Source organism: Shewanella sp. 10N.286.52.E4, from assembly GCF_041468785.1.
GTDB lineage: Bacteria > Pseudomonadota > Gammaproteobacteria > Enterobacterales > Shewanellaceae > Shewanella > Shewanella electrodiphila.
On sequence record NZ_JBFRJJ010000020.1, the window covers coordinates 86,322 to 108,677 of the forward strand.

The following is a 22,356-nucleotide window of genomic DNA, read 5'->3' on the forward strand; positions in this document are numbered from 1 at the left end:
AAAGCGCCCTCCTTTTGTTTTTTATGGAGAACAATGTAAAGCACACCGATGACTAAGATAAAGTTCTGTTTTATGGTTGCTTTATTACACCCCAAAGAACCATTTGTGTGATACAAGCAGCAAGCAACAACTCATTTGTGACTCAACCGTACAACCATATGACTAAATATGTGGTTATTAAGTGTCAAAACAACAAATCTATTCATATAATGTGATTATTGTGAATGTTTATTAGCATCCAAATTTGTGATGTAGATCTAAATAGCCGCTAGGGAATTGGGTGTAGAGCAAAGTTAACAACATTTACGTGAACCCAAACAAGCCTAGAAAATTAGCATATCTCAGTTCAATTCGAGTTTTAGTTCTGTGGCGAAACCCCATAACTGCAATTTACCTACACAGAAATCACCTATTAATTCATTGAAAATATTGAATAAATCCCTAACACCGCTTCCTGAATTAAACATTGGACAACATAATTGCTCGTACTTAACCAGTATTCCCTTTTAACTTATTGAATTAAAATATAATTATGTTAGGTTATTGAAACTTTAATGAGTTGTTCACTAGAGTGCACATTCAATAAAGTACTAAGTCAATGCAGTACTAAATTAATGAAGTGCTTAATCAATGAACAGCTACTTGCGAGAAGTTCTAATCTAGTTAAAACCCGAAAAAGGATTTTCATGAAAACATCTTTACTTGCTCTATCGTTTGTTACCTTAATGTGCTCCCCAGGATTAAGTTCTGCAGGCGAATTTGAACCCGCCGTTGGCTTAGGTCATCAATTTGGTGGTGTTTTAGGGGGACAATTTGCCTATAAAACCCCATCAACCAAATATTATGCTTCTGTAGGCATAGTCGGCTTTGCTGCTGGCCTTCAAACCACTTTTAGTGAAAACTCAAAGCATGCTTACGGAATTGTTGTAGGTAGAGAGGAATTACAAAGTGAAGATGGCTTTGCCTTCATCACCTATGATTACCATTTTGATGGCTTTGCACAAAAAGGCTTTGTCATTGGTACCGGTATTGGTGTTACACGAGAAGATGAAGGTGGCTTATATGCAGATAAAGGCGACACTGACACATCAACCTCTATTACATTAAATTTTGGCTATAAGTTTTAATAAACACAGAAATAAACTCTGATATGAAAATTGAGATATAAAGTCGCTAAACTCATGTAACATGTGCCCCATAAATAACGTCTCCATATTGAGGCGTTTACCTCTTCCGGAGCTCAATTACATGCCTCATGTAGAAATCAAATATTCAGATAATGTCGATATTGATACCGATAAGATATTTGATGTCGTAGAGAAAATAATTAACGGCCATGATGCGAGTGCTGGCGTATGTAAATCTAGGGCTTATCCCTGCTCACAGTATAAATACTCCCACATGCTGATAACCGTGTCTCTATTAACCAAACCTCACCGAGATAGTGCCTTTACGCATCAGCTCAGTGTCGACATTGAACAAGCCATTAAGGCTCATCTTAAGCAAAGCGTTTATTTCTCTTTAAATATTGAATATAGCTTGGCTTATTACACGACCAATACTCATATTGTCGAAGGTGATGAATTACTCGGATTATCAGATTAACGGTGCTAATGATAGAAAGAGCATTGTTAAGGATGGATATCGATTTAATAAAAAACCTGCCAAATGGCAGGTTTATTTTAATCAGAAGTCAGTTCCTAGCGCTTATGACAACAAGGTTTACGTTTAATCTAGGCTAAGCTTGAATCAAATATTCCAAGCCACTACAAATCGCTGCGACTTGCGCCAAAATACAGTTTTCAGCATCAGATAAAGGACTATCAGGGTATACTTCTGTCGTGGTTTTATACTGGGCTTGAGTTAAGCCTGCACATAGACCTAGTTCACCACATGGATAGTTTATTACTCCAAATTGAGCTAATTCAACGCCGATTAATTTGCCGTCATCGTCAGCGGGGGCGATATGAGTAACTTCCTCTACGCCTTTAATAATAGCTCGTTGAAACTCTGCTTGAGGGTTTTCAGTATCGCCCACTAAATAAAAACCATCAGGAATATTCCAGTTATGATTCACGATGCCATCTCTGGCAGCTAAAGCTGGTCTAAATTCTGAATTATCAGTGTCAGTAGTTTCATGCAAGTCAATATGAGCAAGCACATCGACATTGAGCTCTGCCATCACTTTGAGCAAGGCTGCGGACTCTTCTGCAGGACTATTAGTATAGAACGAGCGATTAGGATCGACTGCATTTGGGTTCCAGCGGTTAATGGTTTCGTATCCCCAAGGACTGACACAAGGTGCTACGATAATATTAAATTGCTCTGCATACTGCTTTGCTTTGGTTTCTATAAAGCGAATAGCGCCTTGAACGCCGCTGGTCTCGTAACCATGCACACCACCTGTGATTAAAACCACTGGTTTACTCTCGTCCCATGCACTTCGGATCAATAGTAAAGGATACTTGTTAGCATCATATGACAGTGCGCCATATTGAGAAACGCTAAATTGTTCACGCAAAGCATCAATCTTGTTGACGACCTCTTGCTGATAACTGCGTTTAACCTGTTGCTGTGACAACCATTGCTGCTTATGTTCATCAGACCATTTTTGGCCAGTGACGCCAATGCTATAAGGCTCGTTAGTTTGCATATCCATCCTAGTATTGTTTTTATTTTGATGTAATTAACCGTTTTGCTAGTTTACCCTAGCTCATTAAACAAAGGTTTTATCACTTAACAAGCCCCAGTTACAAGAACTTAGGCAACGGGAGAATGATCCTTGACTGATAAGCTGTAAGAAAAAAAGCGCGTGTCTTTAACAAATCCTATTTTTTCATACACTGACTGAGCAGGAAAGTTAACTTTAGCAGTCCCTAAGTCCACCCGCACAGCACCTATACCTCTGGCAAGTTCAATTGAGCATTCAATCAGTTTGTTCGCAACGCCTTGATTTCTTGAATCAACATCAACAAACAAATCATTTAGCACTAATACCTTTCCTAACTCTACTGAAGAAAACGTCTGATAATTAAGTACAAAGCCAACAACTTGGTTTTTATCGTTATAAGCTGCAAAGATGAATGCATCCTGATTTTTTAAACGATCTGATAAATAACCTACATACTCACTTTCTGGCGAATTAACACTGTAAAACGCCATATATTGGCTAAATAAAGGCAAAATATCATTAAAGTCGGTCAAAGTTATACGGTTAATAATCATCGTTTCCCTCGTTGATTGTTTTACGTTATTGCCTTTTGATTGTGGTTAGTATTTATCCTTAAGACTCTAACCACATCATTGTTTATCAGCCGCACTGAATAAGGCATGTTATAAATTTAAGTGTTATAAACCTGAGTTCTCTAGTTCTAATTCATCTAACCCTAACTGCTTGGCATAACTCATGTTAGGCACAATTCTGAGCTCAAATCTCAAAATCTTATGGCAAGCCTCATAAAACGCTTCACCAAGCCATTGCTTATCATATTGTTCCAGCGCCCTTAATATCGCATCAGCCCCAGAGCCTTGCTTAATCGAGTCTGGCGCCATTGCATCAATAAAACTTGCCACTAAACCATACAAATCTTTTTCTGCATCACCTTCCACCGACCATAAATTAGGATCCGCGTATTGAGCAGCATAATGGCTTGCAGCAATATCAGAACCAATACCAAAATTCACCAGAGTGGCTTTTTCATCACGGCAGATTATATTTTTAGGACAAATTGCTCCGTGGTGGATATCAAGACTGTGAAGGTACTGTAATGCCGTAAGTAGTTGCACGAACCACAAACGTGGTTGGCCAACTTCAATCGATGGTACTTCATCAAGACCGACACCTTGTACCCAATCCCTTGCAATAAATAAATCATCTGATTGAGGTAACTGTCCAAAAGCTAAAACACGCTCAACATGCGGGTGATAGATTTTAGCTAAACTGCGGTACATATTACTTAAAGTGTGCCATTGATTATCAACATCTTGGTAAACGCTCACACAACATGGATAATTACCTTGAAGGTGCATAGCACGCCAGAGTTGGCTTCGTGATGTTGCTGAAATGAATTTGTCTAAGCGGTAATGATGGTCAACCACTGCGCCTTGTTCAACGTCGATTTTTTGCGGCAAAGTATCACACACACCTAAATCAATTAGGGCAGATAAATCGCAACGAATTGCATCTAAATCGATTGTGCTGCCTTTGGCAGCTGCGCGATACCATTGATAAATACGTGGTTGGAGCGTTTTCTCGGCCAGTTCCAGAAATGCTTTGGCATAAGCTTTAATATCTTCGCTGGTATTAAGAGAGTCTTTAATATCAATAAATTCTACATCTGCATCTTCTGAGATAAAAATACAGTTTTCAGCCCAACCACCAATGGTGTATCCACGGCGATGGATTTGCTGAAGTCCCGTGACACTGCGTCGTAAGATTTCTAATAATTGATAAGTGGTTTGTTGCTCAATATCGAAAATATTAAGTGGTACGCCTCGCGGCATTCTAATCGGTAGCACCACTTGCTCACCGTCTTGAATTAATGGCGCACAAAATGGCACACAGCTACAGCCTGACAGCGACTGAATGCGCTTAAATTCATCACGCAACTTTTGCTCATGGGAGTTCGCTTCAATAGCATCTTCAAACTGGCTTGTTACTAATATCTTCAATAACCAGGGCGCAGTCCAACCACCTGGATTATATTCTGACTGCCAGACCTCTAAGCCTTGCTGTAAGAATAAACATTTGAGTTTAATAAAGTCCTGAATTTTATTATTTCGCTGCTCAACTAATGCCACCTGGCCTATCGTATCTAACACCATTTCTTTTTGGGTTTCGGTAACAGGATGAATATGAGGCGCTGTTAAGCCCCATTCTTTGGTTAGCGCAGCGATAATTTTTGCAGGGGTGTAAATACTCAGTTTACCAGTGTCTTTCTCTACAAGGATTTCTTCGCCTTTTCGGCCAGTGACAAATACCATGCCCTGACACCAAGGCGCATATACACCAACAGGAATTTTGTTCTTTAATTTTCCGGCTAAAACCCGTGCAACATAATTGGCTTTCGACAAGCTATTGTCCACATGGCGACCATCTAAAGACCACGCGTGAAGTCCAGCATTTAAGCGACCAATATAGCCTTTCACATCGACAACATAGACGCCAAATTCACCGACAACGAGCGCATCGACTTCCATCGCTTGACCGGTATGAGTAGGGATCTCTACATTGGTTAGGAGTAAATAATCTTCTGGGAGTTCGTCGGATAAAAGAGAAAATGCCCAACGTTCGGCGTCGTTGACTGGGGTACCAAAACTAATATGTCTTGCCATTGAGAATGCGACTCCATTAATAATTATTGTTATCTATCTTCTGCATATGGCTACATCCTATAATAGAAAGACACAAAAAAACCACCTAAAAGGTGGTTTTTGTTTTCATTAACTTAACAGTGATTAATGGGTTAAATGATGAATCAATTATCTAACTGAATAATCTTCATATTTCTTGCAGTATTTTCTGCAGAAAATGATATAACCATCTGTTAGTTTGATGGTATTAATGAGTGTGTGAACAATGACCACTTTCATGATCATCGTCAGCAAACTCATCATCACCTTCTTGATGTTGCATTACGCCCCACCCGTCAGTCATGCCATCAAACTCTTGTGCAAACGTGTTTAGCTCTATTTCTTTTGCGACTAAATCATCATAAGTAGGCACCATGTTTAAACAAACAATCAGCTCCCACTTTTCGATTTCTTCACTGAAGTTCAGCTCAAGCTCACCGTTAACATCTTTTTGAGCTAACGCTTCAAGTGCAGACTCTGCATCGCGTTGGTCATCAAAAATAAGAAAGAAGTCAACATCCAAGGCTACCGATAAATCGATGCCAGATTCAGCCATTGCGGCTAACATTTTACCATTATCATCATCAGGGAATTGCATTATTCTGTCCTTATGCACTAGCAACAATTTTAATGAACTCGCCATTGAATTCAATGACATCGCCCACAACACATTTCTTACGCTTGCGAGTATCAACTTCGTTATTTACTTTAACGAAACCTTCAGAGATAACGTGCTTAGCTGCGCCGCCGCCATCTACTAAACCTTGTACTTTTAATACTTTATATAACTCTACAAACTCATCACCACTTAATAGTGGGAATTCTGCAACTTCGCTGCTCATTGGATATTGGCCTTTGCTCATAAATATGTCGGCTATTATACCTGAACATGAATTAATACCAATCTTAAAACCCACCGACTCATGTAAAGGCTAACTCAATTCCTATTAGCAGGCGTCGAGCATACTGACAGGATCCGGATGAATATAGTTGAAACCAAGCTGCTTGCAAATTAAATCGCCGATTATTGTTTTACTCGGTAATGTTTGTTGATTGAATTCAGGAGCGCTCAAACCTAAATGAATCGCTGCAGCCCGATAAAACTCCGCTCTTGTTGGGTGATGAGGTGCTGCTAAATTATATATGCTCGCGACTGGTTTACCTTGCTCAGTTGCAGATAGAATGGCTTTAATAGCCTGAATACAATCATCAAGATGAACAAGGTTCACCGCTACATTCCCACCTGCAATATCTTGCCTTCCAGCAAAAAACTTACCAGGGTGCCTTTTAGGGCCTATTAAACCTGAAAAGCGAATAATGCAGCTATTATTCATCGCAGTAAAATAAGACTCAGCCTTGAGCAAAACTGCACTTTTATCGTCATAAGCTTGAGCATCATTTTCATGCATATGTTGATCGCTAGAAGGGTACACCCCCGTCGTACTGATAAATATTACCCGCTTATAATTTCGGCCATCAATGAGTTGATGTAGGCGCTCAATATGATTTAGATATTGGTTCTCACCCCGCCTAAGGCCTGGTGGAATATTCACAATCAGCACTTCTGCGTTCAATAAAGGGGTTAAGCGAATACAATCTTGAGCAAGAGTTTGTTGGTTAATCAGGCTCAAATCCAGTTCAAAAGGCGTAACGCCATTCAGGGAAAGTTCATCGCAACCCTCTGGGCTTCTTTTAGTACCAGCAACGGTTATTCCAGCACTCACTAACGCTTTAGCTAAAGGCAGACCAAACCAACCACAACCGACAATTGCAACTTTATTCATGATTTTTCCGTGTTTAAAATGGTGAGATGAGCGAGGCGATGAATTTAAAGTAAATTTATTTAGTGATTCAATAAACCATTAAATCGCTCACTCAATGATATGACTTGGATAAAAACACACAGGACTTTGCACTTGCAAGGTGCTAACAACTTTCTCTGACAAAGAGTCGGCTTTAACCGTTTCTACAACACTGACATCTTCATCAGTTAAACAACGAAACACGGCTTGGCCGCCGCGATCATTACAGCTATAAACATGAGGTTGTTTTGAATCTCTTGACGTCATCATGACTTTAGCAATAGAACCGTCTGATAATTTCACAATCGAACCCGGAGGGTAAATGCCCAACACTTTTACCAACACTTGAATAAGGTCTTTTCCATGCTTACCCACACGGGTTTTAAAGAGAGTACCAAGGGCAACTTGCGGTGAGCCTGTTTTAAGCAACAAGCCTGCATAATCATTTGCCAGTGCCGCTATTTGAGTCAGTTTAGGAATTTTGACTTCATTCAGCTTATTCGGATAACCGCTGCCATCAAGACACTCGTGGTGATGCAATACAATGTCTAACATTGGCGCTGGAAATAGCCCACTTCTGTCTAGCATTTCATAACCAAGATTAGGGTGGGTTTTCATATAGTTTATTTCGACAGTAGTTAAATCCTTGCGTTTACGTCTAATTGCGTCTGGGATTTTGAGCTTGCCAATATCGTGGAACACGCAACCCAAGGCTAAATCACGAAGTTCACTGTGACTAAGACCAAGACTATTGGCCATCATCATAGATAGCACAGCCACTGACACACTGTGCTGAGTTAGACTGGGCTCTTTATCCACACTGGTGACAAAAACAATTTCAGGTTGCTTGCTTTCCAAAAGATGGGTCATCAATTGCTCAACAACACTCGCCGATTCACGATAAGATAATTGTGGGTCGCTGACGACCTTACTGAAAGCCGGCCTGAGATCACTTGCTGCTTGGTTAAACCTTTTCTGACCTGAATGAACGGATTTCTTTATTGCACCTTGGATATCAAATTCTGGAACAGCATCTTCTACAACAACGTCTTTTATCTCTTCATCATTAGCCAGTAAATGCATGCCATCAATCACGGTGACATATGTAATATCTAAACTGTTTATCAATTCGATTTCGGCTTGAGAGGTCACTGGGACTTTGTTTCTAAAGAAGGGGTTATTGAACCACGAAAGGGGCAGTTTGACTGTTAAGCCAACCACTAGTTGTGACAAAGGTATGTTAATTGATTCCGTTTTTGACACTATTGCTTACCTTCGAAATATCCATTTAATCCATTGGGTAATTGCACTGAGTAGGGTTAGCGCCCTACTCTTTAAGCTTATTTGCTATCAGTCTTCTCATCAGTACTTTCAATATTTGCTGTTAATGGCTGTGACGATTGCTGTGACGATGATTGTGCTAATGGTTGCGTTAACGCACTGCTGTTTCTTGGTCGATTATAATGTTTAATATGATGATCATCGACCGCTTGTTCTAACAGCTGTTTATCATTATCCGTATCAAGCGCAGAAGTTGGCTCTTGTGGTTGCTCTTGCTCTTTTAGGCTTTCTGCTTGCTGATAGTTTGTCTCTTGTTGCCAATCATTAAAATAATAGTTCAACCGTTTTGATTTAAGTAAATAAATACAAGACCAAAAGATAAATAACGCATCTAATGCAAAGCTCACTCGAAACAAAAAGTCATCATGCATAAGCCGTTGATTTAATATTATGGCATCGACGGCTAATAATAGCCAAAGTCCATATTTAATCTTATTAAATAATGGCCTAGCAAACTGAGGGGCTCGTTTTCTTTCTGCGATAACCAATGCATATATAATAACGGCACCGACACCTGCCACTAACGCCATTAAGAAATCGATTTTGTCAGGGTAAAATAATCTGACTAATCCTGTTCGGTCGTTGAACTGCGTTAACGACGCCGCAAAAACACACCAACCACGAGCAAGAAATATCAGTATCAAATACAAAAAAATGGGCGGTTTAATGTGGCCTTTGTCATCTAGCCAAGTGATATTACTGAAATTCACTGAATACCTATTGTTAGCTTATTAACGATTAAGATTTTTAAATCTTTTACTTATCTAGTAAACATGAGGGCAAATCCTCATAAAACAAGCAATGGGTTAAATCTACACCGCAAAACCAGTGTAAACCAAAAGTATAAGCTTACTGAATTTAATTTAATGACATTTGAGACTTTTGCAGAGCACAACCCACCATCGCGAGTTGAGCTCAAATCAATAATTAGTTAACCGTTTAGTAATGCCAGTAGTTGATCTTCATTCATGACTTTAATGCCTAAATCCTGTGCTTTAGCAAGTTTAGAGCCTGCTGCTTCACCAGCAACTAAACAATCAGTATTTTTTGAGACACTCCCAGCCACTTTGGCGCCCATTGCCTGTAATTGCGCTTTAGCATCATTTCGGTTTAACTGAGTTAACGTACCCGTTAATACCCATGTTTGACCTTTAAGGCTTAACTCTGCTTCATCGACAGCTTCTATTGCAGGCCAATTGACCCCTGCTTCAATGAGCTTATCTATTACTTCAAGGTTATGTGGCTGAGCAAAAAAGTGACTAATATGTTTTGCCACGATAGCACCTACATCGTCCACTTCCATCAACTCATCTACATTCGCAGCTTTTACTGCATCTAAGGTTTTATAATGACTTGCAAGATTAGCCGCTGTTGCTTCACCTACTTCACGAATACCTAATGCATAAATAAAGCGCGACAAGGTCGTTGTTTTAGCATCATCTATTGCGGCAATTAATTTAGTGGCTGATTTCATTGCCATTCGCTCAAGCATAGTGACCATTGATGCGGTAATGGTGAACAGCTCTGCTGGGCTTTGCACCAGTTCTTTATCAATCAGCTGCTCAACCACTTTATCACCCATACCATCGATATTAAGCGCTTTACGTGAGGCAAAATGTTTGATGGCTTCTTTTCGTTGCGCTTCACAAAAAAGCCCGCCACTACAACGGGCAACAGCCTCGCCTTCAAGACGTTCAACTAAACTCTGACACACTGGGCACTGGCTTGGAAATGTAATATCTTTAGCATCTTCTGGACGCTTTTCAGGCACAATAGCAACGATTTGCGGAATTACATCTCCCGCGCGGCGAATAATCACAGTATCACCCACTTTTACGCCTAAACGAGCGATCTCATCGGCATTATGTAATGTGGCATTCGATACAGTGACACCGCCAACGAATACAGGCTTAAGGCGAGCTACAGGCGTGACCGCACCAGTACGGCCCACCTGAAAATCGACCTCTTCAAGTAAGGTCATTTCTTCTTGCGCGGGGAATTTATAAGCAATTGCCCAGCGCGGAGCACGCGCAACAAAGCCCAAAGTCATTTGCTTGGCAATGTCATTGACCTTAATCACCACACCATCAATTTCATAAGACAGTGCGCTTCTTCTGGCCATAATATCAGCGTAGTAGGCAAAGACTTCAGGCAGTGTGCTGCACACTTTAACTTCTTGGCTTAAAGGTAACCCCCAGTCTTTTAACTGGTTCAATTGGCCAAAATGGCTATCAGCTAAAGGGGCAACTTCACCTTCAACGACACCCAGTGCGTATGCATAAAAGCCTAATGCTCGGGTCGCGGTGATTTTGCTGTCTAATTGACGCAAGCTACCTGCAGCAGCATTACGCGGATTAACAAATGCCTTATCCCCTTTACTTAACTGACGCTCGTTTAATGCATCAAATGCCGCTTTGGGCATAATCACTTCACCGCGCACTTCTAGTAATTCAGGAAAGTTATCACCACGGAGTTTAAGTGGCACAGAATTAATCGTACGGACATTGTCAGTAATATCTTCACCCACTGCACCATCGCCACGGGTCGCTGCACGCTCTAATATGCCATTACGGTATAAAATACTGACTGCTAAGCCATCAAGCTTTGGCTCACAGCAATAACTTACCGTATCCACTTTATCGGTAATACGCTTATTAAATGCTTCAAAATCTGCCTCTTCAAAGGCGTTATCTAAACTCAGCATCGGTTTTAAATGAGTGATTTGATCAAACTTAGCCAGTGGTGCACCGCCAACGCGTTGTGTCGGAGAATCACTACTGATTAATTCAGGGTGAGCGGTTTCAATGGCGATTAAGCGCTGCATTAACCTATCGTATTCTGCATCTGGAATGCTTGGCGCATCATCAACATAATAACGAATGTTATGACCATGAAGTTCACTGCTGATTTGCTGTAGTTCGTTTTTAATGTCTTGCATAAAATCACTCATCTAAAGACAAATGAGGCCGCAAGTGCGGCCTCATTTAAAAAGGTTAAATCTAATTAGGGGTTAAGATACAGCCCTAATTCTAGCTAAATATTGTTGTTTGTTGGTTTCAGTCCAGGCTAAACGTTTATCGTCCATCACTTCTGCGCCTAAATCATCAGCCAGTTGCTGTGCTGAATTAAGCATAATGGAGAAGTTCATTAATGGATCACCATGACAAGGAAGCGTCATAAATAACACCACACCTTGAGTAACAAACTGCTCCATATTATCAGGATCAAATACGCCCGGCTTTAGCATGTTCGCCATAGAAAATAGTACTTTACCATTGCCAGCGTTATCTAGATGACGATGGAATATGTCCATATCGCCGAACTTAAAGTTCAATGATAATAAGCAAGGTAATAGCTCTGCGCCATGGAGTTGCTCGCCATCACGTGCGATAACGTGTAGCACTAATACATCTTGTGGATCGCCTAATGGCTCTTCTGTTTCGGCCACAGGTTGCGAAATAGCAGGCTCTACTGGGGCTGGCTGTGCAATAACTTGTTCTGTGTGAGCTTCGGCGCCAAAATCAACCGAAGTTTCATCTACATAGGTATCTTCAACATAGGCGTTATCATGTGTTTGGTAATTTTCAGCGGTGAGATCAAGTATAACGGTATTCTCTGTTGTCGTCGCTTTTGTACTGGTTGAGGCACCAACAACTTGCTGGGCAGGTTCAAAACTGTCTTCAGCAAATAACGCCTGTTGAGTTGGAACATGCGTTTCAACCTCTTGGGCTGCAGTTTCATTGACTGTTTCAGCAGAAATTTGTGGCTCTACAGCGGCGGTTTTTAATACCGGTTCTTTGCGGCCAGGATTATAACTTGGTGCTTGAGCATTTACAGCCGATTGATTTTGTAACCCAATGCCCTTTTTAGAGCCCGCTTCATTGACTTCAACATCGTTATGCGAAGTCCCTGTTTGCATTAGTGGCGGAGTGATATTTGCAGTGTCGTTTGCAGTGACAGTATCATCGTCATCGTCACTTTTAACACGTCTTACTTCACCAATACCATCGGCATCAAAACCTTGTGAGTCACGTTGCTGTGATTGATCTTTATAAAACCCAGTCATTGGGTTGTCTTTTAGTGTTTTAGGTTGTTGTTTACGAATTGACCAAAAACCATGAACTAGTACTGCGATAATTGCTATTGCACCTAGTACAAACAAAACCAGTTGAAAATCTTCCATTGGTGACCCTGTAATCCTGTTTATTCCGCGTCGGCTAGTGCCACCGCTTCATCGATATCTACTGCGACTATACGTGAAACGCCCGGTTCATGCATAGTGACACCTATTAATTGATCAGCCATTTCCATCGTTATTTTATTGTGGCTGATATAAATAAATTGCACACTTTGTGACATCTCTTTTAGTAAGCGACAAAAGCGCTCAACATTGGCATCATCTAAAGGTGCATCAACTTCATCCAACATGCAAAAAGGTGCTGGATTGAGCCTAAATATGGCGAATACTAATGATAAAGCGGTTAGCGCTTTTTCTCCACCACTAAGAAGGTGAATTGTACTATTCTTCTTACCTGGTGGTTGCGCCATAATGGTCACACCCGTTTCAAGTAAGTCATCATCAGTTAATGCAAGGTAAGCTTTACCGCCTCCAAACACTTTCGGGAACAATTTTGATAAGTCAGCATTAACCGCATCATAAGTCGTTTTAAATCGACTGCGGGTTTCCTTGTCTATTTTTCGAATAGCTTCTTCAAGGCTCGCTAAGCCTTTATTTAAATCATCATCCTGATTATCTAAATAGGCTTTACGCTCACTTTGCTGCTCAAATTCTTCAATAGCGGCAAGGTTAATTGCCCCTAAATGGCTAATTCTAGCTCTAACTTTATCTAGATCTTTCTGCCAAGCACTGACTTTAGCTGCTTCAGGGATCTGTTTTAGCACCGCCTGAATATTTATTTGTTGCTCTTCAAGCAATTGGTATTGGCCATTTGCCTGACCTTTTAAACCTTCACGACGTAACTTTAACCCGCTGAGAGTTTGAGTCAAGTTTTGAAGTCCACCAAGCTGTTGTTTTTGAATCAATACCGCACTATCTAGCCGAGATTGTAGCTCAGCCTGTTGAGTACGGTTTGAATTTAACAATTGTTGCTTTGATTGCTGAATATCAAGCTGCTGAGCAAGCTGTTGCTGAAGTTGTTCCAGCTGTTTATCACCTAAACTTTCACTGCTTTGCAGTTGAGTCAAGCTCAACTGGCTAGCTTGTTCTACCAATACATCACATTGCTGCTGCTGTTTAGTGAGCTGTGCTTGCGTCACCGCAGCTTGAGTTTGCAATTTTTGCAATTGCTGGCGCAAAAGCGAGACCTCTCGATCATGCTGGCTTCGTTTAGTTTTATACTCACGCAATTGATGACTTGTGGTTTGCCAGTCTTCATTAGCTTTTTGCTGTTCAGTCACCTGCTGTTGATGTAACTGGCTAAGTCGCTCAGTTTCTGCGGTTAACTGTTCTACATTGCGTTTACCAAGAGCAATTTGTTTGATGCAGTTTGCTACCTGTTCATCCAGGTTTGCTCGCCTACGTTGATTATCATGTTGCTGCTTAAGCAGGCTTTGACGTTGAGCATCAAACTTACTGCACTCAAGCTGCAACTGATGACATTTTGCTTGCGCCGCACTCATTTGAGCATGAACATCGGCAACTTGCTGTGTTAACTCACTCACAGACACTTGCTCATTGAATAATTGATCTTGTAATTGTTCAATTTGAGTCAACAGTTGCTGACGTTCATTTTTCAGTGCAAGCTCTGACTGTTTACCTTCAGATTTTGTGATAACAAAGCCATGACCAATTAGATAGCCATCTTTACTAGCGATTAATGCGTGTTCATTGGTTGCTTCACTCGTCGTCAATAATTGTTTCGCATGACCGATGCTGTCAGCCCAAATCACTTGTTCTAACCATGGGCTTAAATTAACTGGTGCGCTTAATTGCTCAGTTATATAGGCAGATTCACGTAGGTTAAAACCTAAATCATCTTTCACAGCTACATCAGTATTTAATGACTCTTTTTGCACTGAAGCAGCAAGTACACCTTGAAGAACTAAATCAACCGCTTGCTCCCAACCTTGGGTCACCTCAACAACTTGCCATAGTGCTTGACGATCTTCGGGTTCATTATTGCTTAGCCACTGATCAATTAACTCATGACGGGCAACCACTGAGGTTAAATGTTGTTTGTTTTGCTGATACTGCTCACTGATCTGCTGTAAACTTGCTTGCTTAATCGCCAGCTCTTCAGAGAGCTGATGTTTTACTTCATCTTCTATTTCAAGCTGCTGGGTAAATGCTTTTATTTGCCTATCGAGTTCAGTTAACTCAGCTTGATTATTCTCATCATTATTGTGTTGCTGCTCTGTATTGAGCTCAATCAATTGCTGCTGTTGCTGAGATAAACTCAATTGCTGATGCTGTAATTTGTTTTGAGTCAGTGCAGCTTCCATTTTTGCATTAGATACCGTATCCGATAACACGCTTAAATGTTGTTGAAGATCAGAAGCTTTTTCATCAACATCTTGTAACTGCTCGTCAATGGTTTGCAATTCATTTTCGCCAAGCTCTAAAGCAGGCATCAGCTCTGCAACATGATGAGTAAGCTGCTTTTCTTGTACAGTCAGAGCCTGCAGCTCTTCTGCTGCAACCCCTTGTTGATTGATTATGTCTTGTAATTGTTTTTCAAGCTGAGAGTCTTGTTGCTGTTGATGCTTTAATTGCTGCTCAAGCTTAGCAAGCTCGGTTCCAGCTTGATAAAACTGCGCAACAAGGTTTTGCTCCGAATCTGATAAATCAGCTAACTGAGATGTTAATTGTGTAACGGTGAGTTCAGTGCTTTCGCCATCAGCATTGGCGGCTGCAATGCTAACATCAAGCTGCTGCATTTCTTTGGCTAAGCCATCGGTTTGATTTTGCAGTTCTTGATAACGCATGACTAACAGCTGAGCATGTAAGTCACGCTCTTGTTGTTTGAGCTCTCGATATTGTTTTGCAGCTTGTGCTTGCTGATCTAATTTTTCTAACTGGCTGCCAAGTTCTAGTCGTATATCGTTTAAACGCTCAAGGTTTTCACGGGTATGTCGAATGCGGTTTTCTGTTTCACGACGACGTTCTTTGTAACGAGATATTCCTGCCGCTTCTTCTATGAAGACTCTTAATTCTTGAGGTTTAGACTCAATCAGTCTTGAAATGGTCCCTTGCTCAATAATGGCATAGCTGCGCGGTCCAAGACCTGTTCCCATAAATAGATCAGTAATATCTTTGCGACGACATTTTTGACCATTGAGAAAATAATTCGAATCGCCTTCACGACTCACTTGGCGCTTAACAGAGATTTCTTGATAACTGGCATATTGGCCCGACAATCTGCCATCTAGGTTTTCAAAACTGAGCTCGATACTGGCGACAGATACGGGTTTACGGGCACTGGAACCGTTAAAAATAACGTCCATCATTGAGTCGCCACGTAAATGTTTGGCACTGCTTTCCCCAAGTACCCAACGCACAGCATCAATCACATTGGACTTGCCGCAGCCGTTCGGGCCAATAATCGCCGTAAGGGGTTGGTTAAAGGGAATTTTTGTTGGGTCAACAAACGACTTAAAGCCAGCAAGTTTTATTTGTTTTAATCGCATTGTGCTTGTTTGGTCGTCCGTAAGGATGAAAAGTATTATTTTATAAGAAAGACTTATATGACTAACTTTACCAATCGCGCTGCATTTTGTAACGATTTTTATGACTTAAACACACTTTAAGGCTTGTTTTCCGACCAATGCGTCACCACAATCAGTAATAAGCAGTTTTTTCAAGGACGTATTAGATGGCAATCCAACCCGTAAAAAGTGGCGTTAACTATTTTCTAGATGGCTTTAAGCTGATTAAACAGCCAGGTCTTCGTACTTTTGTATTCATTCCATTAATGGTTAACTTAATCTTGTTTTCAACCGCGATCTATTTTGCCGTAGGTAAACTAGACGATCTTTTTGGCTGGATGAATAGCCAAATCCCTGAGTATCTTACTTGGCTCAACTTTTTCTTGTGGCCTCTAGCGATTATTAGTTTACTGGTGGTGATGTCATTTGTATTTAGCTCAGTGATGAACTGGATTGCTGCGCCATTTAATGGGTTGTTAGCTGAAAAAGTGGAAATGCACTTGACTGGTAAGTCATTAAACTCGGGTACTACAATTGATTTAATTAAAGATTTACCACGTATTCTCGGACGCGAATGGATAAAACTTAAATACTATTTGCCACGAGCATTAATCTTTTTAGTTTTATTTATCGTTCCAGTGGTTGGCCAAACCGCTGCGCCAATTTTATGGTTTTTGTTTAGTGCTTGGATGATGGCCATTCAATATTGTGATTTTCCATTTGATAACCACAAAGTGCCATTTAACGATATGAAGTTCGCCCTCAGCCAAACCAAAGGAACCAGTTATACCTTTGGCGCTACCGTAACGTTATTCTCAATGATCCCTATTGTGAACTTTATCGTGATGCCTGTGGCAATATGCGGTGCAACCGCTATGTGGGTCGACAAATATCGAGAAGCATATAAGCACCCAGAAATAGCACCAGAATAAAGCTGAACTAATAAGGCTAAGTAACAAATACCTCAGTTTTAGAAGCCTTGTTTATCAAAGAAATAAATGAAAGCCTCAGCGCAATGTTGGGGCTTTTTAGTGTTTTTACTTCGAGTGATTTAAGCTTTTGATACGCCAACTCTCTTTTTCTGCAAAGCGCTGTAACAATTTGAAACCATTAAGCTACAAATAATTAACGATATTTAACGGCGTTTTTGCGACAATTGCGCAAACTAATTTTAAATCAGCGTGACTTGTGAATAAAACCTTTACGATTCAGACTCTTTGTTATGCAATTTTATTGGCGAGTAGCGCCATATCAACACCTGCTTCGGCCGGTGATCCCAGCCAATTTACAGTTAACATTCCCACTTTATCTCAAGGTGTTGAGATTGATGGCGACTTATCAGAGCCTCAATGGCAACAAGCGGCAACAGTCCAGCTCAATTACGAAACCTCACCAGGTGAAAACATCCCTGCGCCAGTGAGCACTGATGCGAAAATTTTCGCCACTGAAACCAGCTTATTTGTTGCCTTTATAGCCCATGATGTTGACCCATCAAAAATAAGAGCCAATTTACGCGACCGAGATAACTCTTGGGGTGATGACCAAGTCGGGATCAAACTGGATACGTTTAATAACGCCCGCCTTGCCTATCAGTTTTTTATTAACCCTTATGGCGTACAAAATGACTCTATAGAAAATGAATTAACGGGTGAAGAAAGCGATGCATGGGATGGTATTTGGTACAGCAGCGGCAAGCTGACTGACCAAGGCTATCAAGTCGAAGTAGAATTGCCACTGCGACTGTTCAATTTTGATGACAATAAAGATATTCAAACTTGGGGAATAGAACTAGTACGTTTTTACCCTCGTAACGAAACCCATAGAATTTCAAGCCACAAGATTGACCGTAATGTATCTTGTCAGTTATGTCAGCTAGGTACCGCTACAGGTCTTGCTGGGGCCCAGCAAGGGCAAGATATTCAAATTACTCCTTCTGTTGTGGGCTCTCGTAATAGTCAGCGAGAGCTTAACCCTAATCAACCTTGGGAAGATGAAGATAACGTTGAAGTCGGCCTCGACTTACGTTGGGGAATTACGCCAACAACCTTATTAAATGCCACCATTAATCCAGACTTTTCACAGGTTGAAGCCGATTCGGGTCAGTTAGATGTAAATAATAATTTCGCTCTTTTTTATCCAGAAAAACGTGCTTTCTTCTTAGATAATAAAGACTATTTCGATACTCAGTTAAGTTTACTACACACCCGTAATATCAGCTCTCCTGATTACGGAGTAAAACTCACCAGCAAAACCGATGATCACACCCTTGCTGTGCTGGCTGCTAACGATGAGAAAACGCAGTTTTTAGTGCCTGGCAACTTAAGCTCTGATGTGGCCACCATTGATGAAGAAAGCTATAACCTTGCTGCTCGTTATCGTTTCGACCCCAGTAAAGAACTCTCATTTGGCGGCTTAGTCACGGCAAAGCAATCTGAGAATTATCATAACTATGTGGCCAGTCTTGATACTAAGTGGCAGCCAACCGACCAAGACACCTTTACCGCACAGTATGTGTTTTCAGATACTGAGTATCCTGATGATTTCTTTCAGCAGTTTTGTAACGGTGATGATTGCTCAACTCCGCCACAGGACTGTGAGCTTGGTAATTGTGATTACAATGAGCGAGTACTGCGTACCAAAAAACAAGATAACTTTTCTGACAATATGTACCGTGTTAGCTATGAGCATGAAAAACGCAATTGGCGCGCTTTCTCTCGTTATGAATCAATTGGAGAGGACTTTAGAGCGGATTTAGGTTTTATTGAACGTATTGATGCAAGCAAGTTTGTCGCTGGCGGTAATTATTATTGGTACCCAACTGACAGTTTCTTTAACAAAATTGAATTTGGTGGTGATTGGGATATTACCCATAACCAAAACAATGAAAAAATTGAACAAGAAGCAGAAGCGGCCATCAGACTGAATGGCGGCTGGCAAAGTTATATCGCCAGTGGCTTTGTCCATAAAGACCGTGTTGGTCGTCGTCAAGACAGCTCATCATTAGCCATTGACGATAACACCACAATGTATACGTTAGATTTAATGTGGTTTTATACCAACTTTGTGCCAATTGAATCACTTAAGCTCGAGTTTGATATGAACTACGGTGATGACATTGATTATGCCAACGATCGCCCTGCGACTTTAACCATGTTCAACCCAGGTGTTGAGTGGAAAATCACTGAATCAATCATCTTAGACGTTAATCACAAATACCAATCATTGGATGTAGATGAAGGCCGTTTATTTACCGCAAATTTAACTGACCTTCGCCTTAACTGGCAAATTACACTAAATAGTTTTTTACGTTTAACCAGTGTCTATACCGACATTGAACGTGATACTGATTTATATTTACATCAGTCGCCTAATGAACAATACCAAAATCTAGGTAATGAAATTTTATACGGTTATAAACTTAATCCACAAAGTGTGTTTTATTTGGGGTACTCAGACGGTTTAATTGCCAATGATGATATCGACTCTTTAACCCAAAAAGACAAAACCTACTTTATGAAAGTCAGCTACGCGTGGTTGCTTTAATCGATAAAATAATTAAATTATAAGTAGTAGACTGGAATGAAAAAACAAAAAGGACTGCCATGGCAGTCCTTTTTATCTGTGTCTAATTCATGAATTAATCATCATTAATTCACACTAAAAAATCACTCTATTACGGCCCGCTTCTTTCGCTTCATATAAGCCTAAATCCGCACGATGAAGTAAAGTATCTAAGTTACTATCAGTGCTTTCAGCACTGGCAATACCGCAACTAAAATTAATCTTTAGCTCACCCGCATCAGTAATAAAAAGCTGCTCGTCAATTTGTTGTCTGAACTTATCCATGACAGTGAATGCGCGATCGCCATCTAAGCCCTTAAATGCAACAACAAACTCTTCACCACCAAATCGTGCTACGGTAAAATGTTGGCCAAAGGCATTTTTTAATCGCTTAGCGAACTCAAATAACACTTGATCGCCGACATCATGGCCATAGGTGTCATTCACATTTTTAAAGAAATCAATATCGATTAAACCTAAAGCAAACTGCCCTGCTTCATTGACATCTTTTTCATGTTGCTTGAAAAAATAACGACGCGTATACGCCTTAGTCAGATAATCTCGGTTGGCTTGCTCCCATAAACTGCGCAGCATATCGAGCGAGTCTAAGGTATTTAATACACGGCAATGAAACTCCTCATGTACAAATGGTTTTTGCAAAAAGTCATTGGCGCCATTTTTAATAAAACGTGCAGATAAGCTTTCATCAGTATCATTCGACAAACCAATAATCGCCAAATCTTCACGGCTGAATTTTTCACGCACTTTAAGGATTAATTCAAAGCCATCAACATTCGGCATATTGTAGTCAGTAATAAGTAACTGAATATCTGGCGTGTCGTTCAGCACTTGAATCGCTTCTGCGCCATCGCAGGCCTCTAATACAGTAAATAATTGCTGTTCTAAAAGGACTTTAACGAATTTACGGCTCACGACTGAATCATCTGCTACCAGTACTTTTACATGCTGATTTTGATCTAATCTGGCCACCAGCTTCACCACATACTCATAGCTAAAGCGGTTTTCTTTTAATACATAATCCGCAATACCGAGCTTCAGTAATTTCTTACGCTGACGAGAATCAAGGTTAGATGACAAGACAATACAAGGGGTTTGATAAGACATCAGCACCAGTTGAGCAATTTCGCCATCTGGTGCATCTGGTAAGTTTAACTCTGCTACAACGACAAAGTATTTGTGCTGTTCTAATAAGGCATTCGCTGAAGCGACATCAGCGGCAACATCTACCTCACAATGCAGGTCTTGCATTAATAGATGCCGAAGTACCTTCGATACCGCTTCATTATCTTCAACAATCAGAATTCGCAATTAATTCACCCATTTACTATTAGGTCTTTTCTAAAATGATGCTCCCAATAGAGTAGCCAGCACCAAATGAACACAATAGCCCTAAGTCACCAGTTTTAAAGTCTTGATTATACTTATGAAAAGCAATAATAGACCCGGCAGAAGCAGTGTTAGCATATTCATCTAGCACCACAGGAGCTTTACTTTTTGTAACATTATCACCGAGAAGTTTACGAACTACAAACATATTCATATTTATATTCGCTTGATGCAACCATAATCGTTTAAATTCATTAGCTTGGATCTGCTCTTCCGACAACTGTTTATCTAAATGTTGATAAATCATTGGCAGTAATTCTTTAAACACTTTACGGCCTTGTTGATGAAACAACTTGTCACTATCGTTACTTGCTACTGGGTCACAGCGATTAAGGTGACCAAAGTTACTGCGAATATTATTTGAGTAGTCGGTAAAACACTGACTCGATAGCACATTAAAAGCATGTTCTGATTGTGCAATGGATGCTTTCTCTACAACCACTGCCGTTGCCACATCACCAAAAATGAAGTGACTATCACGATCTCGGTAATTAACTTGTGGGGAACAAATCTCAGGATTAATCACCAATACCCGTGATGCTGTACCAGATTGAACCGCATTAACCGCATTAACAATGGCAAAAGTTGCCGATGAACAAGCCACTAGCATGTCATACGCAAAACCTTTTGTGCCCATGGCTTGCTGAATTTCTATCGCAATAGCCGGATAAGAACGTTGAGTATATGCACAGGCAACAATCACTAAATCAATGTCTTCAGCATTCACTTTTGCTTGCGCTAATGCTTGCTTTGCTGCAGCAATGCCGATTTCAGCTTGCATTGATAACGCATCTGATGGCCTATCTTTAATTAATGGCATCATCACTTTAGGGTCTAAAATGCCCTCTTTGACCATCACGTAACGGCTTTTGATGCCAGATGCCTTTTCAATGAACTCTGCTGACGAGTGAGCTAATGCATCCACGTCACCAGCAGCAATCGCTGTTTCATGTAACTGATTATGTTCATTAACGTAAGTATTATAACTTTCAACCAACTCTTCATTACTGACACTGTGCGGCGGTGTATATAAACCACTTCCTGAAATAACCACTTTATTCATATTATGTCTGCCGTATCTATATGATGGAAAACAACAACTTATCTAAAAACACTCAAAAAAATGAAGCTGATAACTCAATGATCAATAGGTACCTATAATCAATATAAGCCAGCAGGAATGAGGATAAATTGCGCTTTTGTAACCTCAGTCTATTACCTTCTAAAC

Annotated in this window: 16 protein-coding genes and 1 pseudogene; 4 read left to right on the forward strand and 13 right to left on the reverse strand. The window is 40.5% G+C overall.

Annotated elements, in window-relative coordinates; genetic code table 11:
• Positions 1 to 686: 686 nt before the first annotated feature.
• The gene (locus AB4153_RS10770) at positions 687 to 1,127 is read left to right on the forward strand and encodes a hypothetical protein (protein ID WP_371997369.1); all 441 of its coding nucleotides are present in this window, start codon (positions 687 to 689) and stop codon (positions 1,125 to 1,127) included.
• 121 nt (positions 1,128 to 1,248) lie between these two features.
• Positions 1,249 to 1,605: a hypothetical protein gene (locus AB4153_RS10775; RefSeq protein ID WP_248954760.1), complete on the forward strand. Its 357-nt coding sequence runs from the start codon at positions 1,249 to 1,251 to the stop codon at positions 1,603 to 1,605.
• 133 nt (positions 1,606 to 1,738) lie between these two features.
• Here the strand turns inward: AB4153_RS10775 and AB4153_RS10780 are convergent, their stop codons facing one another.
• The 11 genes and pseudogenes from AB4153_RS10780 to smc all read right to left on the reverse strand — a co-directional run bounded on the left by AB4153_RS10780 (position 1,739) and on the right by smc (position 16,142).
• Complete coding sequence (locus tag AB4153_RS10780) at positions 1,739 to 2,653, reverse strand: M14 family metallocarboxypeptidase (RefSeq protein ID WP_371997370.1); 915 nt, start codon at positions 2,651 to 2,653, stop codon at positions 1,739 to 1,741.
• Positions 2,654 to 2,760: 107 nt separating this feature from the next.
• A complete protein-coding gene (locus AB4153_RS10785) occupies positions 2,761 to 3,225 on the reverse strand; it encodes an N-acetyltransferase (protein WP_102526335.1) in 465 nt (154 codons plus the stop codon).
• Positions 3,226 to 3,348: 123 nt separating this feature from the next.
• Complete coding sequence (locus AB4153_RS10790) at positions 3,349 to 5,334, reverse strand: NERD domain-containing protein kinase family protein (RefSeq protein ID WP_102526334.1); 1,986 nt, start codon at positions 5,332 to 5,334, stop codon at positions 3,349 to 3,351.
• Positions 5,335 to 5,560: 226 nt separating this feature from the next.
• Positions 5,561 to 5,950, reverse strand: a complete 390-nt coding sequence (locus AB4153_RS10795) for a ribonuclease E inhibitor RraB (RefSeq protein WP_102526333.1) — start codon at positions 5,948 to 5,950, stop codon at positions 5,561 to 5,563.
• 10 nt (positions 5,951 to 5,960) lie between these two features.
• On the reverse strand, positions 5,961 to 6,194 hold the full coding sequence (locus AB4153_RS10800; RefSeq protein WP_102526378.1) for an RNA-binding S4 domain-containing protein: 234 nt from the start codon (positions 6,192 to 6,194) through the stop codon (positions 5,961 to 5,963).
• Between the two features lie 105 nt (positions 6,195 to 6,299).
• Positions 6,300 to 7,136: an SDR family oxidoreductase gene (locus tag AB4153_RS10805; protein WP_371997373.1), complete on the reverse strand. Its 837-nt coding sequence runs from the start codon at positions 7,134 to 7,136 to the stop codon at positions 6,300 to 6,302.
• Positions 7,137 to 7,223: 87 nt separating this feature from the next.
• Complete coding sequence (locus AB4153_RS10810; protein WP_371997374.1) at positions 7,224 to 8,417, reverse strand: HD-GYP domain-containing protein; 1,194 nt, start codon at positions 8,415 to 8,417, stop codon at positions 7,224 to 7,226.
• Between the two features lie 326 nt (positions 8,418 to 8,743).
• Positions 8,744 to 9,205, reverse strand: a pseudogene (locus AB4153_RS10815) (DUF2919 domain-containing protein); the annotation flags it as partial.
• A 221-nt stretch (positions 9,206 to 9,426) separates the two neighbouring features.
• Positions 9,427 to 11,433, reverse strand: a complete 2,007-nt coding sequence (ligA, locus tag AB4153_RS10820) for an NAD-dependent DNA ligase LigA (protein ID WP_371997375.1) — start codon at positions 11,431 to 11,433, stop codon at positions 9,427 to 9,429.
• Positions 11,434 to 11,505: 72 nt separating this feature from the next.
• Entirely contained in the window at positions 11,506 to 12,678 is a 1,173-nt protein-coding gene (gene zipA, locus AB4153_RS10825) for a cell division protein ZipA (protein ID WP_371997376.1), read from the reverse strand.
• Positions 12,679 to 12,698: 20 nt separating this feature from the next.
• Positions 12,699 to 16,142: a chromosome segregation protein SMC gene (smc, locus tag AB4153_RS10830; protein ID WP_371997377.1), complete on the reverse strand. Its 3,444-nt coding sequence runs from the start codon at positions 16,140 to 16,142 to the stop codon at positions 12,699 to 12,701.
• Between the two features lie 185 nt (positions 16,143 to 16,327).
• Between smc and cysZ the strand changes: the two genes are divergently transcribed.
• The gene (cysZ, locus tag AB4153_RS10835) at positions 16,328 to 17,092 is read left to right on the forward strand and encodes a sulfate transporter CysZ (protein ID WP_102526327.1); all 765 of its coding nucleotides are present in this window, start codon (positions 16,328 to 16,330) and stop codon (positions 17,090 to 17,092) included.
• Between the two features lie 256 nt (positions 17,093 to 17,348).
• The gene (locus tag AB4153_RS10840; protein WP_371997378.1) at positions 17,349 to 19,703 is read left to right on the forward strand and encodes a DUF5916 domain-containing protein; all 2,355 of its coding nucleotides are present in this window, start codon (positions 17,349 to 17,351) and stop codon (positions 19,701 to 19,703) included.
• Between the two features lie 114 nt (positions 19,704 to 19,817).
• Here AB4153_RS10840 and AB4153_RS10845 read toward each other — a convergent pair whose 3' ends face one another.
• Both AB4153_RS10845 and AB4153_RS10850 read right to left on the reverse strand, forming a co-directional pair.
• Entirely contained in the window at positions 19,818 to 21,050 is a 1,233-nt protein-coding gene (locus AB4153_RS10845; protein WP_102526326.1) for a response regulator, read from the reverse strand.
• Positions 21,051 to 21,069: 19 nt separating this feature from the next.
• Positions 21,070 to 22,191 (reverse strand): beta-ketoacyl-ACP synthase III, encoded by a 1,122-nt coding sequence (locus AB4153_RS10850; RefSeq protein WP_102526325.1) that lies wholly within the window; start codon positions 22,189 to 22,191, stop codon positions 21,070 to 21,072.
• Between the last annotated feature and the right edge of the window lie 165 nt (positions 22,192 to 22,356).

Coding starts and splice junctions, on each gene's coding strand:
- AB4153_RS10770 (WP_371997369.1), top strand. CDS start 687: ATGAAAACATCTTTACTTGCTCTATCGTTTGTTACCTTAATGTGCTCC.
- AB4153_RS10775 (WP_248954760.1), top strand. CDS start 1,249: ATGCCTCATGTAGAAATCAAATATTCAGATAATGTCGATATTGATACC.
- AB4153_RS10780 (WP_371997370.1), bottom strand. CDS start 2,653: ATGCAAACTAACGAGCCTTATAGCATTGGCGTCACTGGCCAAAAATGG.
- AB4153_RS10785 (WP_102526335.1), bottom strand. CDS start 3,225: ATGATTATTAACCGTATAACTTTGACCGACTTTAATGATATTTTGCCT.
- AB4153_RS10790 (WP_102526334.1), bottom strand. CDS start 5,334: ATGGCAAGACATATTAGTTTTGGTACCCCAGTCAACGACGCCGAACGT.
- AB4153_RS10795 (WP_102526333.1), bottom strand. CDS start 5,950: ATGCAATTCCCTGATGATGATAATGGTAAAATGTTAGCCGCAATGGCT.
- AB4153_RS10800 (WP_102526378.1), bottom strand. CDS start 6,194: ATGAGCAGCGAAGTTGCAGAATTCCCACTATTAAGTGGTGATGAGTTT.
- AB4153_RS10805 (WP_371997373.1), bottom strand. CDS start 7,136: ATGAATAAAGTTGCAATTGTCGGTTGTGGTTGGTTTGGTCTGCCTTTA.
- ligA (WP_371997375.1), bottom strand. CDS start 11,433: ATGCAAGACATTAAAAACGAACTACAGCAAATCAGCAGTGAACTTCAT.
- zipA (WP_371997376.1), bottom strand. CDS start 12,678: ATGGAAGATTTTCAACTGGTTTTGTTTGTACTAGGTGCAATAGCAATT.
- smc (WP_371997377.1), bottom strand. CDS start 16,142: ATGCGATTAAAACAAATAAAACTTGCTGGCTTTAAGTCGTTTGTTGAC.
- cysZ (WP_102526327.1), top strand. CDS start 16,328: ATGGCAATCCAACCCGTAAAAAGTGGCGTTAACTATTTTCTAGATGGC.
- AB4153_RS10850 (WP_102526325.1), bottom strand. CDS start 22,191: ATGAATAAAGTGGTTATTTCAGGAAGTGGTTTATATACACCGCCGCAC.